Source organism: Mesorhizobium sp. 1B3 (assembly GCF_050958605.1).
Taxonomy (GTDB): domain Bacteria; phylum Pseudomonadota; class Alphaproteobacteria; order Rhizobiales; family Rhizobiaceae.
Genome location: NZ_JBJHDO010000017.1, coordinates 21,914 through 37,530 on the forward strand (window position 1 = coordinate 21,914; position 15,617 = coordinate 37,530).

A 15,617-nucleotide genomic window follows, 5' to 3' on the forward strand; every position below is an offset into this window, starting at 1 on the left:
TGGTCAGATGCGGCCGAGAAGGACGAGAATCAGCAGGACGACAAGGATGACGCCGACGATGCCGGACGGGCCGTAACCCCAGCCGCGCGAATAGGGCCATGCCGGTATCGCACCGAGCAGGATGAGGATGAGGATGATGATCAGTATTGTGCTGAGCGTCATGGCTGCTCCCCTGGAAGGCTTCGGATCAATGACAACAATGTCCAATGCCGGGGTTTGTTCCGCAGCCGTATCGAAAAGACGGCGAATGCCGAGCGCTTTCCGGATGTGAAATACATCCGGGCCGGCACTGGTTGTCTGTCCTACTCAGCCGCCTTGGGGAATGGCAACGCCGCGGCGACGGGCTCTTTCGCCTCGATATCCTCCTTGGCGCCGCGACGGAACAGCCGGCTCCACCAGCTTCTCCTGCCGGCGACGCGCTTGTCCCGCGTGAAGACCATTAGCATGGCCGGCGTCACCACCAGCGTGAGAAGCGTCGCGAAGGACAGGCCGAACACGATCGCCGAGGAAAGCGAGATCCACCATTGCGTCGACGGCGCGTTGATCGTCGTCTCGTGATGGAAAATCTCGAGACCCAGGCCGAAGGCGATCGGCAGCACGCCGAGAATCGCCGACAGCGCCGTCAGCACCACCGGCCGCGCCCGTTCCCGGCAGGTCTGGAGCACCGCATCGAGCTTGTTCGATCCCTCTTCGCGCAACCTGTCATAGGTGTCGATCAGCACGATGTTGTTGTTCACCACCACGCCGGCGAGCGCGATGACGCCGATACCGGACATGACCACGCCGAAGGGCTGCCCGGTGATCAACAGCCCGAGGAAAACCCCGATCGTCGACATGACCACGCAGGACAATACCAGCCATACGCTGGTGAACTTGTTGAACTGGGCAAGCAGCACGATGAAGATCAGGAAGATCGCCGCCCCGAAGGCCTTGGACAGGAAGTCCTGCGCGGCCTTGCTCTCCTCGTCCTCGCCGGCGAGCTTCCAGCGGATGGCGCCGAGGTCCTGCTTGGCCATCATCTCGTTGACCTGCGCCTGCACGGCCGCAGGCTGGTAGGAGCTGGCGATGTTGGCCTGAACGACGACGGTGCGCTGGCCGTCGATGCGGTTCAGCACGCCCACCCGCTGCTCGGGCTTGCGGTTGACGAAGTTCGAGATCGGCACCGAGCCCTGCGCCGTGACCACGCGCAACTGGTCGAGGGTCGCCAGCGTGCGACGGTCTTCCGGCAGGCGCAGGCGAATGTCGACGGCGTCGTCGGCACCCGCCGGGCGGTAGTCCGAAAGCTTCAGGCCGTTGGTGACGAGCTGCACCACGGATCCCACCGCGAAGGGGCTGATGCCGTATTGCGCGGCCTTGCCGCGATCGACCTCGATCGCCCAGTCCACGCCGGGCGGGGGCAGCCCGTCGGCGATGTCGATGACGCCGGGAATCTTGGCGAGTTCGGCCGCCACCTGTTTGGCCTTCTCGTTCAGCCCTTCCGGGTCGACGGCGGAGAGGCGGAGCTGGATAGCCTTGCCGGTCGGCGGACCCGCTTCGGGCACCAGCACCTCGATATCGACGCCCGGCATGCCGGCCATGGCGGCGCGCAGGTCGTCCAGCACCTCGTGGGCCGGTTTGCGCTGACGCCAGTCGATGAACTCGTACTGGATGACGCCGACGACATCCTCCGCCACGTTGTTGGCGCTCCCGGTCGCCTTGCCGGCCCTGGTGTAGACGGACTTCACGCCCGGCCAGCCCAGGATCCGGTCCTCGGCGAGCTTCACCGCGAGGTCCATCTCGGCGAGCGAAAGATTGCCCCGCGCATGCACGTAGAGCAGCCCGTATTCCGGCTCGACATTCGGAAAGAATTCGACGCCGGAACCATATTTCGAATAGGCGAACTGGACGCCGACCAGCAGGCCGACGGTGAGCAGCAGCACCGTCTTCGGAAAGCGGACCGCCATCTTGACCGTCTTCATGTACCAGCCGTCGCGATGCTCCGGCTCCGGATGCGGCTTGCCGAAGATAGCGCCCAGCGTCGGAGTGAAGACCAGCGCATAGAGCATGGAGGCCGACAGCGTCACGATCAGGGTGATCGGCATGTATTTCATGAACTCGCCGACGATGCCCGGCCAGAAGAGCAGCGGCGAGAAAGCGGCGACGCGCGTCATCGTCGCGGCGATCACCGGACCAGCCATGCGCTTGGCGGCAAGCGCGTAGGCATCCTCCTTGTTCATGCCTTCCGACATGCGACGCTCTGCGAATTCGGTCACGATGATGGCGTCGTCCACCAGCATGCCGACCGCCAGGATCAGGCTGAACAGCACCACGATGTTGACCGTGTAGCCGGCCAGCGACAGCATCAATATGCCGAGCAGGAAGGAGGTGGGGATGGCCAGGCCGATCAGCATGGAGGCCCGTCCCGACAAGGAATAGAGGATGACGATGAAGACCAGGATGACTGCGATCATCACATGGTTCTGCAGATCGCTCAGCAACTGGCGGATCGTCGTCGACTTGTCCTGGCTGAAGGATACGACGGTGCCTTCGGGCAGGCGTTTGCCGAACTCGCTGGCCACGACCTTCACGGCGTCGACCGTCTCGACGAGATTGGCGCCGGTGCGCTTTTTCACCTCGATGGCGATGGCCGGCTTGCCGTCGAGCCGGGTGACGGTCTCGGCGTCCTTGTAGGTGGCGCGGATCGTGCCCAGGTCCCTGGCTCTCACCACCGCGTTCGGGGTCGCCACCACCGGCAGGTTCGCCACGTCCTCCGGCGTCTCGATCAGCGACGGCACCTTGACCGCATAGCGGCCTTCCGAGCCTTCGATATTGCCCGCCGCGACCAGACTGTTGCCGGCGACGACGCCCTGAATGAGCTGCTCCAGCCGCAGCCCGTAGGAATTCAGCTTCACGGGGTCGATGATGACCTCGACCAGATCCTCGCGCGCCCCCTGCAGGTCGGCCTCCAGAACGCCCGGCACTTCCTCGATGCGGTCACGCAGCTCGCGCGCGGCAGCCGTCAGCGCCCGCTCGGGCACATTGCCGGCGAGCGTCACCACGAGCACGGGGAATTCGGAGAGGTTGACCTCGTTGACTGTCGGCTCCTCCGCGTCCTGCGGGAGGTCGCGCTTGGCGTCCTGCACCTTGGCGCGCACGTCCTCCAGCGCCGTCGAAAGATCGGCGCCGGCATTGAACTCGATCAGCACGAAGCCGCCGCCCTGATAGGCTGAAGAGCGCATCTCCTTGACGTTGGAAAGGCTCTTCATGCGTGTCTCGACGGGCCTCAGAAGAAGCCGCTCGGAATCCTCCGGCGAGATGCCCTGATAGACGAGGCTCACATAGATGATCGGGATCTGGATATCGGGCTCGGCTTCCTTGGGGATCGACTGATACGCCAGCGCGCCGGCGATCAGGAAGAACACCATGATGGACAGCGTGAGACGTGCGTTCCGGATCGCAACGCGGACGATATCCATCAGAGCGCCCCGTCGCTGCTGCTGCTCACCAGCCGCTTGATGATCTCCGGATCGGCTTCCTGCGCGTTCACCACGTCGCCTTCGGTGACGAGATCCTGGCCCGCCACGATGATTCGAGCATCGGCCGGAATGCCCCCGAGCACGAGGCCTCTGGGCGTGTCGTCGACGAGATCGATCGGGTAAAAGGCGACCTTGTTGTCCGGGCCGACTGCGCGAATGCCGAGATCGCCGCTGACACTGAGCGTCACCACCGAACGCGGTAGCGCGACGGCCTCCACCGGCTGGCTGCGCAGGATGATCTCGGCCGTCATGCCGGCCGGTATGGCGCGTTCGGGGTTGGGGATCGCGACTTCGACGCGGAAGGTTCGCGTCGCCGCCGAGGCATCCTGGCTGATGTAGCGCAGCGTGCCCTTGACCTTTTCGCCGTTGACGAGATGGACTTCCGCTTCCTCGCCCTTGCGCAGCTGGCGCAGATCCCGCTCGCTGACCTCGCCCACCCCGATGATCGGATCGAGCTTGAGGATCGTCGCGACCGATGCGCCCTGCATGATCATGGATCCTAGCTCGACGTCGACGCGGTCGACCAGACCATCGAATGGAGCGCGCACCTCGTTGCGGGCGAGCTCGGCGCTGGCCGCCTCGAATTGCGACTTGGCCGTGGCGAGCGCGGAGCGGGCGATCTCGAGCTGCAGTTTGGGGGTGCTGCCGGTCTTGGCGAGCCGCTCCGCGGCGTCCCATTCGGCCTGACGCTGGGCGAGCACCGCCCGGGCCATCTCCACGGCGGCGGTCTTCTCCTCGGCGGCGAGCATCAGGATGAGGTCGCCCGCCTTGACCCTGTCACCTTGTTTCACCGGCAGCCTGTCGATGATGCCGCCAGCGCGCACGGCAAGCGTGGCGCGTTGGTCGGCCTCGGTCTGGCCGGAGATGCGGATCGCCCTGGCGTGCATGATACGCGGCGGCGTCGCGACGGCGACGGTCCTCGTCACCGGCTTCGGTTCTTCGGCCGCGGCAGCCTTGGCTTCCGCTTCGGCCTGGGCACTGCCCACAGAGGAGAATTTGCCAGTAGCAATCCAGGCAGCAAAACCGATCGTCACGGCGAGTGCCGCAAACTTGTGGAACCTGATCTTCGACATGCGTCGTTTTCCCAACCCCGGCCCCGTCCAGACCGCTTTCCCCTGCGTCAGGCGCGAGCTCGATATGGGCGCGCGCAATAGCGTCTTCAATCTTGTTCAATCGTTTTATTTTCCGCATGCGGCGCGGAGCGGCGTCTTCTACCCTAAAGTCAACCCGCAAAATAGTCGGAAATGCGTCGCGCATGGCGCCGTGCCGCTATCAGTGCCGCGCCCGACGCCTTGGCCCCTTGCCCGCATTGGGAAAGGTCGCATGGCAGCAGGCGTCAGCAGTGTTGCTGCGGCTCTCACGCAAAAGCGATTTCCCGAAGACGGAAGCGGGGACGCTACAGCAGGTATCCGGTCGTGATCGATGACGTCGACATCATCCGCCCCGCGCCGCGGCAGGCTTCTGCCGTGTCGCCAGGAACTCGCGGACCCGCGTGCCGAGTCTGGCTCCGGCTTTCGGCATCAGGCCGGGCGCCAGCATGTCGGAGAGGTCGAGGGTCGGCTCGCAGCCGACCTTATCGAAATGCTCCTCCAGCCAATCGCTGGCGGCGGAGCGGCCGAGATCGCGCAGATATTCCAGGAAAGCCCATTCGGCATTGAGCTTCGACGAGGCCGAGAGGTCCCTGAAGGCTTCGTCGGCGTCGATCCGGTGCATGCGAATGTCGCGATATTCGCCGTGCTGGATCTGGCCGGCGCGGATCAGCTCCTTGATGAAGGCGATCGAACGGAATTCGCGCAGCAGCGCCGAGTTGAAGGTGATCTCGTCGATGCGGTTCTGGATCTCGTTGGCGGTCTTCGGCACGCCCTCGCGGGTGACCGGATTGATCTGGACGAGGAGCACATCTTCGGTCGGACTGGCGTAGAAGAACGGATAAAGCGCGGGATTGCCGCCATAGCCTCCGTCCCAGTATGGCGCGCCATCGATCTCCACCGCCTGGAATATCTGCGGCAGGCAGGCCGACGCCATGACGACGTCGGCCGTCATCTCCGCCGTCTCGAAGACCCTGAGCTGGCCCGTCTCGACATTGGTCGCCGAAACGAAGAGCTTCATGTCATGGCAGGAACGCACCCGGTCAAAATCGATCTCGGCCTCGACGACGTCGCGCAGCGGATTGAGGTTGAACGGATTGGCGGCATAGGGCGAGAACAGCCGCGACATGGCGTCGAACCAGAGATAACCAGGTGTGTTCTCGATCGACCAGTTACCCCAGGCGATGTCCCAGGGCAGGCGCTGCACGGGGCTGAAACGGCCGGTGCGGCCGACAGCGCGCCAGAAATCCTCGAGCTTGCGCCTAGCACCCTCGGCTCCGCCGCGCACGTGCCCGTCGGCAAGCGCCACCGCGTTCATGGCCCCGGCGCTCGTGCCGGAAACAGCCTTGATGCCGAGGCGGCCATCCTCGAGCAGCCGGTCGAGCACGCCCCAGGAGAAAGCGCCGTGCGAGCCGCCACCCTGAAGCGCGATGTTGATCGGCTTTCGGCTCTCTCCGTTCTCTGAACTCATTCGGCCGTCCAGCCGCCGTCGACCGAAATATGCGTGCCGTTGATCTGGGCAGCATTCTCGGAGCACAGGAAAGATACGGCGGCGGCGATCTGATCGACGGTCACGAACTGCTTGGTCGGCTGCTTGGCGAGCATGACCTCGCGGATCACCGTATCGCGGTCCATGTTGTGCGCCTTCATCTGATCAGGGATCTGCGCCTCGACCAGCGGGGTCAGCACATAGCCCGGGCAGACTGCGTTGCAGGTGATGCCGGAGCGAGCGACTTCCAGCGCCACGGTCTTGGTGAACCCCATGATGCCATGTTTGGCCGCGACATAAGCCGATTTGAACGGCGAAGCGACCAGCCCGTGCGCCGAGGCGATGTTGACGATGCGTCCCCAGCCGGCCGTCTTCATCAGCGGGATCGCCGCCGCCGAGGTGTGGAAGGCCGAGGTGAGATTGATCGCGACGATGGCGTCCCACTTCTCCGTCGGGAACTCCTCGACGGGCGCGACATGCTGGATCCCGGCGTTGTTGACGAGGATATCGACGCTGCCGAACTCCTTCGCAGCGCGCGTAACGAGGGTTCGGCATTGATCGGCCTTCGACATGTCGGCCTGCACGTAGAGCGCGCCGACCCCATGCTCGCGCGCCACGCTTTCCGCAATGGCGTGATCCCCAGGCCGGTCGGAGAAGGAGTTGACGACGATGTTGCAGCCTTCGGCTGCAAGCCCATGGGCAATGGCAAGGCCGATGCCGGAAGTGGAGCCGGTAACGACGGCGGTTCTGGTCGAGGTCATTGCTTTATCCTTTCGCCCTTATTTTCGCGCCGCAGCATCAATATTGCAATGCAGCATAAATGTGAGATGGGCAGGACTGTAGCGATGCGGTCAAGAGGATGTGAAGGGGCCGATGCCCCTTCAGCTCAGGACCGTCTCAGCCGCGCATGCGCCGCCGCGATCCGAGCAGCGAGAGCCGCATTGTTGCGCACCAGCGCGATGTTGGCCTTCAGGCTGCGGCCGTCCGACAGTTCGTTGATCCGGGCCAGCAGGAACGGCGTCAGTTCCTTGCGTGAGATGCCCTGGGCATCGGCTTCCTTCACGGCGGCCGCAATCGTGCCGTCTATGAAGGCGGGATCAAGTGACTCCGCTTCAGGGATCGGGTTCGCGACCAGGATGCCGGTACCGGACCCCATGCGCTCATGAAGCAGCATGGCGGACGCGATCTCCTCCGGCGTATCGAGCCGGTGGTCGGCCTTTTCGCCGCTCGAGCGGGTGAAGAAGGCTGGGAAATCGTCGCTTCGATAGGCAATGACGGGCACGCGCTGCGTTTCCAGGAACTCCAATGTCTTCGGAATGTCGAGGATGGACTTGACGCCGGCGCAGACGACCGTCGTGCCGGTATGGCCCAGCTCGGTGAGATCGGCGGAAATGTCGAAAGTCTGCTCGGCGCCGCGATGCACGCCCCCGACACCGCCTGTGGCGAAGACGGGGATGCCGGCCAGGGCGGCAAGCCGCATCGTCGCCGACACGGTCGTGCCGGCCGACCCCTTGCGCACCATCACGGCTGCCAGATCGCGACCCGAAGCCTTGACGACATCCTTGGCGGCGGCGAGCCCTTCGAGATCGGCGGTGTCGAGGCCGACGCGCAGCGTGCCGGAAACCAGGGCGGTCGTAGCCGGCACGGCGCCGCTTTCCCGCACCACGGCCTCGACACCGAGGGCCGTCTCCAGATTGGCCGGATAGGGCATCCCATGGGTGATGATGGTCGATTCCAGCGCCACGACGGGCCTGCCTTCGGCAAGCGCGGCCGCGACCTCGCCATTCACCTGGAGAAGCGTCTTGTCCATGTCGTCCTTCTCCCGCCGGGTACGGGTTGTCTTGCACCGGGTCCCGCGGGCCGCGAGCAATCGCTAGCCGCAAAGGCCTACAGCCCGCCGAGACCGTCTGTCCCTATATAGGCGATGCGCAGCATATTCGTCGCGCCTGGCGTTCCCAAGGGCACGCCGGCTGTAATGATGACCCGGTCCCCAGGCCGTCCGAACCCTTCGTTGAAGGCGATGCGGCAGGCACGGTCGACCATGTCGTCCAAGTCTCGGGCATCCTCCGTGACCACGCAATGCGTACCCCAGAGCAGCGACAGACGCCTCGCCGTCGCGAGGATCGGAGAGAGGGCGACGATCGATACCTGCGGGCGCTCGCGGGCTGCTCGCAGGCCGGTCGTGCCGGAGCTCGTATAGGTGACGATCGCCGACAGTTTAAGAGTTTCGCCGATCTGGCGTGCCGCGGCCGAGATGGCGTCGGCGCCCGTCGCCTCCGGCTCGGAGCGCTGGGCGTTGATGATGCCGGGATAGACGGGATCCTGCTCGACGCGTTCGGCGATCTTGTTCATCATCGCGACCGCCTCGACCGGATACTGGCCCGCCGCCGATTCGGCCGAGAGCATGATCGCGTCGGCGCCTTCGAACACCGCGATCGAAACGTCCGACACCTCCGCCCGCGTCGGCACCGGCGCGGAGATCATCGATTCGAGCATCTGTGTGGCTACGACCACCGGCTTCCCGGCGCGGCGGGCGGCGCGGGTGATCTGCTTCTGGATACCAGGCACCGCCTCGAGCGGCATCTCGACCCCGAGATCGCCGCGCGCCACCATGATGGCGTCGGAAAGCTCTATGATCTCCGGCAGCCGGGCGACGGCCTGCGGCTTCTCGATCTTCGACATCAGCGCGGCGCGTCCGCGCGCGATCTTTCGGGCTTCGGCCAGATCCTCGGGCCGCTGGATGAAGGACAGCGCGATCCAGTCGACCCCGGTCGCCAGCACGGCGTCGAGGTCGCGGCGGTCCTTTTCGGTCAGCGCGCCCACCGGCAATTCCGTGTCGGGAAGGCTGACGCCCTTCTTGTCGGAGATCCTGGTGCCCACGACGACGGTCGCGACGATCGACTTGCCGTCGACCTCGACGGCCTTCAGTTCCAGCCGGCCGTCGTCGATCAGCAGCCTGTCGCCGGGCTGGACCGACCTCAATATCTCGGGATGCGGCAGGTGGACGCGCTGGGACGTGCCAAGCTCCGGATTGTCGTCCAGCGTAAAGGTCTGGCCAGGCTTCAGCTCGACCTTGCCGTCGGCGAACTTGCCGACCCGGAGCTTCGGCCCCTGGAGATCGGCGAGGATGCCGATCGGCCGGCCGATCGCCTCCTCGACCGCTCGGATACGCGCAACCAGAGTGCGCATAAGATCGTGGTCGGTATGGCTCATATTGATGCGGAAAACGTCCGCGCCGGCTTCGAAGAGCTTGCGGATCATCGCCTCGTCCGACGAGGCCGGACCGAGCGTGGCGAGGATCTTGACCTTGCGGCTGCGTCTCATTGGGCTCCTGCTCCCGTCACGGCGGCGCCGCTCGTTCCTGGTTGGTCGGTGAGTTGCACCATCCAGCTTGCTTGCTCGCCCGTGTCGTATTCCTGGAAGCCGGCGCGCTGGAAACCACGAGCGACGCAGTCGCTGACGCCTGCTATCTTGAATTGCTTGTCGGCCACGCACATGCTGATCGGCCCGTCCCAGCGCCCGCCGCGCTCGGCGTCCTCCGCGTAAAGATAATAATAACGTGACGACAAGGGCCCCTCGATCAACGTCTTGCAGGTCGAACCTTCGACATGCCACCAGCCTTCCGTGATCCAGCCGGCCTTGGCGCGATAACCGATCGATACGCCGATCAAGCTCTGGGTCGCGTTGCAGACACGGAAATCGGCGCGGGCGGGCGTGGCTGATATCGCGGCTACGATAGGGAGGACGGCGAAGAGCGTGAACGCGGCGATTGCGTGGCGAAGGCGCGGCCTGCCGGCAACATTCATCCTCGAGCCCCTCGACAGTGAAATCAGCATGATTTGAGGCCCCTTTTCGGAAAAGTCCGGGCGCATGTCAACGCGCGCCGAGACACGAACCCAATCGATTAGAATCGATGGGAGCGTCTTTTGGCGCTTGTAACCCTGCTTTAGCGGTTTCGATGAAAAGATTGACCAAACAACGGCATTGCAAGGCCGGCCCACTCATGGAATGACGGAAACCTCCTTCCGATATGGACCGACCGCCGCATGACACGTTCAGCAGTCTTCGCCCCCTTCGAAATCATCGAGGGCTCGCGCAAGCGCGGCCTGGTGCTGATCGCCGACCACGCCCGCCGCGATCTGCCCGAGGAATATGGCGATCTCGGCCTTCCCGCCACGGAGTTCGAGCGCCACATCGCCTACGACATCGGGGTCGAAGCTGTGACCCGGAGGCTTGCCGCGGCGCTCGACGCACCTGCGGTCATGGCCAGCTTTTCGCGCCTGCTGATCGATCCAAATCGCGGCGAGGAAGACCCGACGCTGATCCGCCAGCTTTACGACGGCACCGTCGTGCCCGGCAACTATCCGATGTCGGGCGAAGAGCGCCAAAGAAGGCTCGGCCGGTTCTACCGGCCGTACCACGACGCGGTGGACGCGGTCATCGCCTCCGTTGCCGAGGCTTCCGGCCGGGCGCCATTCATCCTGTCGGTGCATTCCTTCACGCCGGTAATGCGCGGTTTCGTCCGGCCGTGGCATGCGGGGGTTCTGTGGGATATCGACCCCCGCGCGCCACTGCCCCTGATCGAGGCGTTGTCGCGGGAAACGGGCCTCGTCATTGGCGACAACGAACCCTATGACGGGGCGCTGCGCGGCGACACCATGTTCCGCCATGCCATCGTCAACGGCTTCGCCCATGTTCTGATCGAGATCAGGCAGGATTTGATTGCCGACGAAAGCGGCGCCGAAGAATGGGCGGCGCGGCTCGCCCCCATCATTGACGCCATCAACCGGCGCCCCGATATTCATCAGGTGCGGCGCTACGGTTCACGCACCGGCCCGGTTTGAAGGATCACATCCATGACGAAGCTCACCGAAGAGCAGAAACGCGATTTCGAAGCGGCCGCGTTTCGCAAGCTCGTCGCGCATTTGCGCGAACGCACCGACGTCCAGAACATCGATCTGATGAATCTCGCAGGCTTCTGCCGCAACTGCCTGTCCAACTGGTATCGGGACGCGGCAAGCGCGGCCGGGCTCGAGATGAGCAAGGATGAATCGCGGGAGATCGTCTACGGCATGCCTTACGCCGAGTGGCAGGCGCGCTACCAGAGAGAGGCCTCCGACGCCCAGAAAGCCGCGTTCGAAGCCAACCGCCCGAAGGATCATTGAGGATCGTGCTTACCCCTCGTCCGACCGCGCGGTGACCCCTGGCGTGTTTGTTTAGCGGCTATCGCGCGTAGCGATGGTTGCTAGCGCCGGCTAGGCTGCCCGCGATTCGAAGGAGGGGTTGGCCTTCACCAAGGCGACCTTGAGCTTCTCGAGCGCACGGTTCTCGATCTGGCGCACGCGCTCCTTCGAGATGCCAAGCGCTTCGCCCAGTGCCTCGAGCGTGGCACCCTCGTCGCAAAGGCGCCTTTCCCTGATGATGCGCAACTCGCGCGCATTGAGCACCTCGAGCGCGCTGTTGAGCCAGAAGGAGCGACGCTCGTCATCGATCGTGTCTCCGACGACCTCGTCGGGCAACGGGTCGTCGGAGACAAGGAAGTCCAGCCGATCGGATGCGCCGCCGCCTTCGTCGGCCAGGGGCGCATTGAGCGACGTGTCGGGACCGGAGAGCCTGGAGTCCATCAGCGCCACGTCGGCCTCGGAAACGCCCAGGGCCAACGAGATCTCACGATAAGCGGCTGAGCTCGACAGAGGATCGGTGCCCTGCGCCAGGCGCGCTCGCAATCGCCGCAGATTGAAGAACAGCGCCTTTTGCGCCGAACTCGTCCCGCCGCGCACGATCGACCAGTTGCGCAGGATGTAATCCTGGATCGAGGCGCGGATCCACCACGTCGCATAAGTGGAGAAACGGACCTCGCGCTCCGGCTCGAAACGGATGGCCGCTTCGAGCAGCCCGACATGGCCTTCCTGGATGAGATCCCCCATGGACAGCCCGAAATTGCGAAACTTCGCAGCCATGGAGATGACCAGCCGCATGTGGGCGGTCGTGATACGATGCAGCGCCTCCTGATCCCCTTCTTCGCGCCAACGTATCGCCAGCGCCAGTTCCTCTTCCCTTTCGAGATAGGGCGCCTTCATGGCCGCCCGGATCATGGTCCGTCTCGCCGCTTCGTCCGTCATCGTGCGCTCCGCAATATGGATGTTCACGATTGGTCCGCACTGGACCGCCCCTGTCGCGGCCAACGCCGAGGCTTGAACCTGTGGCATCGCCCGCTAAAACCGGAATAACGTGCCGGCAGGGAGAATGTTCCATGATCACCATCGACCGTGCCGATCTGGCCTTCCAGCTTTTCGACGTGCTCGGCGCCGAGAGGCTGGCCGAGAACCAGCGTTTTTCCGACTACGACCGCGCGGCGATCGAGGCGGCGCTCGACACGGCCGAACGCATCGCCATCGACCATTTCCTGCCGCATGCGGCCGATCTCGATCAAAACGAACCACGCTTCGTGGACGGCAAGGTGGTGATGGACAGCAGGGTCGGCGAAGCGCTGGCGGTCTATCGCGATGCCGGATTCTTCGGTGCCGGCTTCGACCATGAATGGAGCGGCGGGCAAATGCCGGAGACGATCCGCAGCGCGTGCTCCTTCATCTTCTCCATGGCCAATAGCGGCACGGCCGGCTATCCGTTCCTTACCGTCGGGGCGGCGAACCTGATCGCTGCCTTCGGCACGCCCGAGCAGAAGGAACGATTCCTGCGGCCGATGGTCGGGGGACGGTTCTTCGGCACCATGTGCCTGTCGGAGCCGCAGGCCGGCTCCTCGCTTTCCGATATCATCACGCGCGCCGAGCCCCAGCAGGACGGAACGTTCCGGATCGTCGGCCGTAAGATGTGGATCTCGGGCGGAGACCAGGAGATCTCAGAGAACATCGTCCACATGGTCCTGGCCAGGATTCCCGGCAGCCCGCCCGGGGTGAAGGGCATCTCGCTGTTCATCGTGCCGAAATACCTCGTCGACGAGAGCAGCGCCATCGGGGCCCGCAACGGTGTGGTGCTTGCCGGGCTGAACCACAAGATGGGATATCGCGGCACCACCAACGCGCTGCTCAATTTCGGCGAGCAGGAGCCCTGCACCGGCTATCTGGTCGGCGAGGAGCACAAGGGCCTCGCCTATATGTTCCAGATGATGAACGAGGCGCGTATCGGCGTCGGCATGGGCGCCACGGCCTTGGGCGCCGCCGGTTACCGCGTTTCGCTCGCCTATGCCAGGGAACGTCCCCAGGGCCGCCACCCCGGCGATAAGGACCCGGAAAGCCCTCAATTGCCGATCATCGAGCACGCCGATGTCCGGCGGCTGCTGCTGGCCCAGAAGGCCGCCGTGGAGGGAGCGCTCGCACTGCTGCTCTATGCCGCCCATGTGGTCGACAAGATCCGCCTGGAAAGCGACGAGGCGAAACGTCGCGAGATGGAGCTGCTGCTCGATCTCATCACCCCGATCGCCAAGTCCTGGCCTTCGGAATTCTGCCTGGAGGCCAACAAGCATGCGATCCAGGTTCTGGGCGGCTATGGCTACACGCGCGACTATCCCGTGGAACGGCTCTATCGCGACAACCGACTAAACCCGATCCACGAGGGTACGCACGGTATCCAGGGGATCGACCTGCTCGGCCGCAAGGTCGCTCAGGCCGGCGGCGCGGGGATGAGGACGCTGGCGGCCCGCATCATGCACGACATCGCGGAAGCGAATGCGGAAGATCCGCTGCGCAGCCATGCTGCCGAACTCGCCGGGCATCTTTCGGAAACGGTGGCAACGACAGGCAAGCTCGCCGGAGCGCTCGCCGACAACCCTCGTCTGGCGCTCGCCAACGCCACGCTCTATCTCGACATGCTTGGCCATGTGACGATCGGGTGGATGTGGCTGCGCCAGGCGACGACGGCCGTGCGCAAGCTGCGCTCGAGCGAGGGCGACGCCGATTTCCTGAAAGGCAAGCTTGTCGCCTGCCGCTATTTCCTGTCCTACGAACTGCCGAGGACCCGCGTGCAGCGCGCCCTGCTCGATACCCTCGACGACACGACGCTGACGATGAAACCGGGATGGTTCTGAGCGGCACGGCCCGGAACGGACCCTGCCGTGCCACCGAAGGCAGGTATCGACAAAAAAACCCGGCGCGAGGCCGGGTTTTTCGATTCTTTGAAGACGTCGGCTTACGCCGCCTCTTCCTGCTCGGCCTCGACTTCCTCGTTGTCGGCCTTGGCACCGCGCTTGGGGCCCTTCGCGAGATTGGCTTCGATGAGGCGCACCGCCTCGGTCTCGGACATCTTGTTGACGGCCGCGATCTCGCGGGCCATGCGGTCGAGCGCGGCCTCGTAGAGCTGCCGCTCGGAATAGGACTGCTCGGGCTGGTTCTCGGCGCGATAGAGATCGCGAACCACCTCCGAAATCGAGATCAGGTCGCCGGAATTGATCTTTGCATCATATTCCTGGGCACGCCGCGACCACATGGTGCGCTTCACGCGAGCGCGACCCTGGACCACTTTCAGCGCGCGGTCGACATAGTCGGTCTCGGAAAGCTTGCGCATGCCGATCGATGTCGCTTTCGCGACCGGCACCTTGAGCCTCATCTTGTCCTTCTGGAAATCGATGACGAAGAGTTCCAGCTTGTGACCCGCCACTTCTTGTTCATCGATCGACACGATCTGGCCGACACCATGTGCCGGATAGACGATATACTCGCCGGTCTTGAAACCGTGACGCGTCGCCGCTGTCTTCTTCTGGGGGGTTGCCATTACGCCCTGCACTCCTGTTGCGGACCGGCGGGATCGCCGTCCAAACCAGACACGGCCGCCGACATGGTGGCCCTATGCCGCACAAACAGGCGCCACATTCCGGCTAGGCGGAGCCATGGGGCAAGTCGCAAAACGAACCCGCCAGGCCCAGATCGCTCTGGTCCGGAGTGTGGATATCGCCTTTCAATGATTTAGAGGCGTCTGCGCCATCAATCGACGTTGTGTCACCGGCATGTTTTTTTACGCATAGCACAAAAAGTCGACAGAATCAACAAATTGCTGCACATGCAAAGAATCGGCCGCAATGCAAATTGCGGAACCGTTCGACAAGTCAAGAGAAATTGGCTCGCGCCAGGCTGTTTTCAAGCCTCGATCAATCCCCTTCGCCCGGCTCCGGCGAAAAGTATTTCTCGAACTTGCCTTCGATGCCATCATATTCCTTGGCGTCGGCCGGCGGTTCCTTCTTGGCGGTAATGTTCGGCCAAGCTTCCGAATATTGGGCGTTGATTTTCAGCCAGTTGTCGAGGCCGGGCTCGGTGTCCGGCTTGATGGCATCGGCCGGGCATTCCGGTTCGCACACCCCGCAGTCGATGCATTCGTCGGGATGGATGACGAGCATGTTGTCGCCTTCATAGAAGCAGTCGACCGGACAGACCTCGATACAATCCATGTACTTGCATCTGATGCAGTTGTCGGTGACGACGTAAGTCATTGCGCCTGCTCCGGGAGTTCCCGACTTCGATTGATGTCGTGAGGTAGCTCCTTTGACCGGTCGTGACAAGGGCGGCCATTACGCGC

The 15,617-nt window shown here is 64.1% G+C and carries 14 protein-coding genes; 3 read left to right on the top strand and 11 right to left on the bottom strand.

Annotated features, from left to right (window positions below; genetic code table 11):
- Nucleotides 1-3 precede the first annotated feature (3 nt).
- The 8 genes from ACCO56_RS30000 to ACCO56_RS30035 all read right to left on the bottom strand — a co-directional run bounded on the left by ACCO56_RS30000 (nucleotide 4) and on the right by ACCO56_RS30035 (nucleotide 9,898).
- Nucleotides 4-162 (bottom strand): DUF3309 family protein, encoded by a 159-nt coding sequence (locus tag ACCO56_RS30000; RefSeq protein ID WP_433644617.1) that lies wholly within the window; start codon nucleotides 160-162, stop codon nucleotides 4-6.
- 140 nt (nucleotides 163-302) lie between these two features.
- Nucleotides 303-3,455, bottom strand: coding sequence for an efflux RND transporter permease subunit (locus ACCO56_RS30005; RefSeq protein WP_433644618.1), 3,153 nt, complete (start codon nucleotides 3,453-3,455; stop codon nucleotides 303-305).
- Nucleotides 3,455-4,588 (bottom strand): efflux RND transporter periplasmic adaptor subunit, encoded by a 1,134-nt coding sequence (locus tag ACCO56_RS30010; RefSeq protein ID WP_433644619.1) that lies wholly within the window; start codon nucleotides 4,586-4,588, stop codon nucleotides 3,455-3,457. Before ACCO56_RS30010 ends, ACCO56_RS30005 begins: the two co-directional genes overlap by 1 nt.
- Before the next feature lie 361 nt (nucleotides 4,589-4,949).
- Nucleotides 4,950-6,074 carry a patatin-like phospholipase family protein gene (locus tag ACCO56_RS30015; protein WP_433644620.1) on the bottom strand — a complete coding sequence of 375 codons (1,125 nt, stop codon included), beginning with the start codon at nucleotides 6,072-6,074 and terminating at the stop codon, nucleotides 4,950-4,952.
- Entirely contained in the window at nucleotides 6,071-6,853 is a 783-nt protein-coding gene (locus ACCO56_RS30020) for a 3-hydroxybutyrate dehydrogenase (RefSeq protein WP_433644621.1), read from the bottom strand. The genes ACCO56_RS30015 and ACCO56_RS30020 overlap by 4 nt, the downstream gene beginning before the upstream one ends.
- Nucleotides 6,854-6,978: 125 nt before the next feature.
- Nucleotides 6,979-7,902: a pseudouridine-5'-phosphate glycosidase gene (locus ACCO56_RS30025; protein ID WP_433644622.1), complete on the bottom strand. Its 924-nt coding sequence runs from the start codon at nucleotides 7,900-7,902 to the stop codon at nucleotides 6,979-6,981.
- A gap of 77 nt (nucleotides 7,903-7,979) precedes the next feature.
- Nucleotides 7,980-9,416: a pyruvate kinase gene (gene pyk / locus ACCO56_RS30030; RefSeq protein WP_433644623.1), complete on the bottom strand. Its 1,437-nt coding sequence runs from the start codon at nucleotides 9,414-9,416 to the stop codon at nucleotides 7,980-7,982.
- On the bottom strand, nucleotides 9,413-9,898 hold the full coding sequence (locus ACCO56_RS30035; protein ID WP_433644624.1) for a DUF1036 domain-containing protein: 486 nt from the start codon (nucleotides 9,896-9,898) through the stop codon (nucleotides 9,413-9,415). Before ACCO56_RS30035 ends, pyk begins: the two co-directional genes overlap by 4 nt.
- A gap of 240 nt (nucleotides 9,899-10,138) precedes the next feature.
- On the opposite strand from ACCO56_RS30035, the gene ACCO56_RS30040 reads away from it, so the two are divergent.
- Together ACCO56_RS30040 and ACCO56_RS30045 are read left to right on the top strand one after the other, a co-directional pair.
- Nucleotides 10,139-10,936, top strand: coding sequence for an N-formylglutamate amidohydrolase (locus ACCO56_RS30040; RefSeq protein ID WP_433644625.1), 798 nt, complete (start codon nucleotides 10,139-10,141; stop codon nucleotides 10,934-10,936).
- Nucleotides 10,937-10,948: 12 nt separating this feature from the next.
- Nucleotides 10,949-11,257: a DUF1244 domain-containing protein gene (locus ACCO56_RS30045; RefSeq protein ID WP_433644626.1), complete on the top strand. Its 309-nt coding sequence runs from the start codon at nucleotides 10,949-10,951 to the stop codon at nucleotides 11,255-11,257.
- Between the two features lie 90 nt (nucleotides 11,258-11,347).
- Here ACCO56_RS30045 and ACCO56_RS30050 read toward each other — a convergent pair whose 3' ends face one another.
- Nucleotides 11,348-12,214, bottom strand: a complete 867-nt coding sequence (locus tag ACCO56_RS30050) for an RNA polymerase factor sigma-32 (RefSeq protein WP_433644627.1) — start codon at nucleotides 12,212-12,214, stop codon at nucleotides 11,348-11,350.
- A gap of 131 nt (nucleotides 12,215-12,345) precedes the next feature.
- On the opposite strand from ACCO56_RS30050, the gene ACCO56_RS30055 reads away from it, so the two are divergent.
- Nucleotides 12,346-14,136: an acyl-CoA dehydrogenase gene (locus tag ACCO56_RS30055; RefSeq protein WP_433644628.1), complete on the top strand. Its 1,791-nt coding sequence runs from the start codon at nucleotides 12,346-12,348 to the stop codon at nucleotides 14,134-14,136.
- A 101-nt stretch (nucleotides 14,137-14,237) separates the two neighbouring features.
- Here the strand turns inward: ACCO56_RS30055 and ACCO56_RS30060 are convergent, their stop codons facing one another.
- Together ACCO56_RS30060 and fdxA are read right to left on the bottom strand one after the other, a co-directional pair.
- Nucleotides 14,238-14,819 (bottom strand): CarD family transcriptional regulator, encoded by a 582-nt coding sequence (locus ACCO56_RS30060; protein WP_433644629.1) that lies wholly within the window; start codon nucleotides 14,817-14,819, stop codon nucleotides 14,238-14,240.
- A 373-nt stretch (nucleotides 14,820-15,192) separates the two neighbouring features.
- Complete coding sequence (fdxA, locus tag ACCO56_RS30065; RefSeq protein ID WP_433644630.1) at nucleotides 15,193-15,531, bottom strand: ferredoxin FdxA; 339 nt, start codon at nucleotides 15,529-15,531, stop codon at nucleotides 15,193-15,195.
- Nucleotides 15,532-15,617 lie beyond the last annotated feature (86 nt).

Bases quoted from the DNA above. Each gene is read 5' to 3' on its own strand.
- ACCO56_RS30015 (WP_433644620.1), bottom strand. From the start codon at position 6,074: ATGAGTTCAGAGAACGGAGAGAGCCGAAAGCCGATCAACATCGCGCTT.
- ACCO56_RS30055 (WP_433644628.1), top strand. From the start codon at position 12,346: ATGATCACCATCGACCGTGCCGATCTGGCCTTCCAGCTTTTCGACGTG.
- ACCO56_RS30025 (WP_433644622.1), bottom strand. From the start codon at position 7,902: ATGGACAAGACGCTTCTCCAGGTGAATGGCGAGGTCGCGGCCGCGCTT.
- fdxA (WP_433644630.1), bottom strand. From the start codon at position 15,531: ATGACTTACGTCGTCACCGACAACTGCATCAGATGCAAGTACATGGAT.
- ACCO56_RS30040 (WP_433644625.1), top strand. From the start codon at position 10,139: ATGACACGTTCAGCAGTCTTCGCCCCCTTCGAAATCATCGAGGGCTCG.
- ACCO56_RS30005 (WP_433644618.1), bottom strand. From the start codon at position 3,455: ATGGATATCGTCCGCGTTGCGATCCGGAACGCACGTCTCACGCTGTCC.
- pyk (WP_433644623.1), bottom strand. From the start codon at position 9,416: ATGAGACGCAGCCGCAAGGTCAAGATCCTCGCCACGCTCGGTCCGGCC.
- ACCO56_RS30010 (WP_433644619.1), bottom strand. From the start codon at position 4,588: ATGTCGAAGATCAGGTTCCACAAGTTTGCGGCACTCGCCGTGACGATC.
- ACCO56_RS30020 (WP_433644621.1), bottom strand. From the start codon at position 6,853: ATGACCTCGACCAGAACCGCCGTCGTTACCGGCTCCACTTCCGGCATC.
- ACCO56_RS30045 (WP_433644626.1), top strand. From the start codon at position 10,949: ATGACGAAGCTCACCGAAGAGCAGAAACGCGATTTCGAAGCGGCCGCG.
- ACCO56_RS30060 (WP_433644629.1), bottom strand. From the start codon at position 14,819: ATGGCAACCCCCCAGAAGAAGACAGCGGCGACGCGTCACGGTTTCAAG.
- ACCO56_RS30035 (WP_433644624.1), bottom strand. From the start codon at position 9,898: ATGAATGTTGCCGGCAGGCCGCGCCTTCGCCACGCAATCGCCGCGTTC.
- ACCO56_RS30000 (WP_433644617.1), bottom strand. From the start codon at position 162: ATGACGCTCAGCACAATACTGATCATCATCCTCATCCTCATCCTGCTC.
- ACCO56_RS30050 (WP_433644627.1), bottom strand. From the start codon at position 12,214: ATGACGGACGAAGCGGCGAGACGGACCATGATCCGGGCGGCCATGAAG.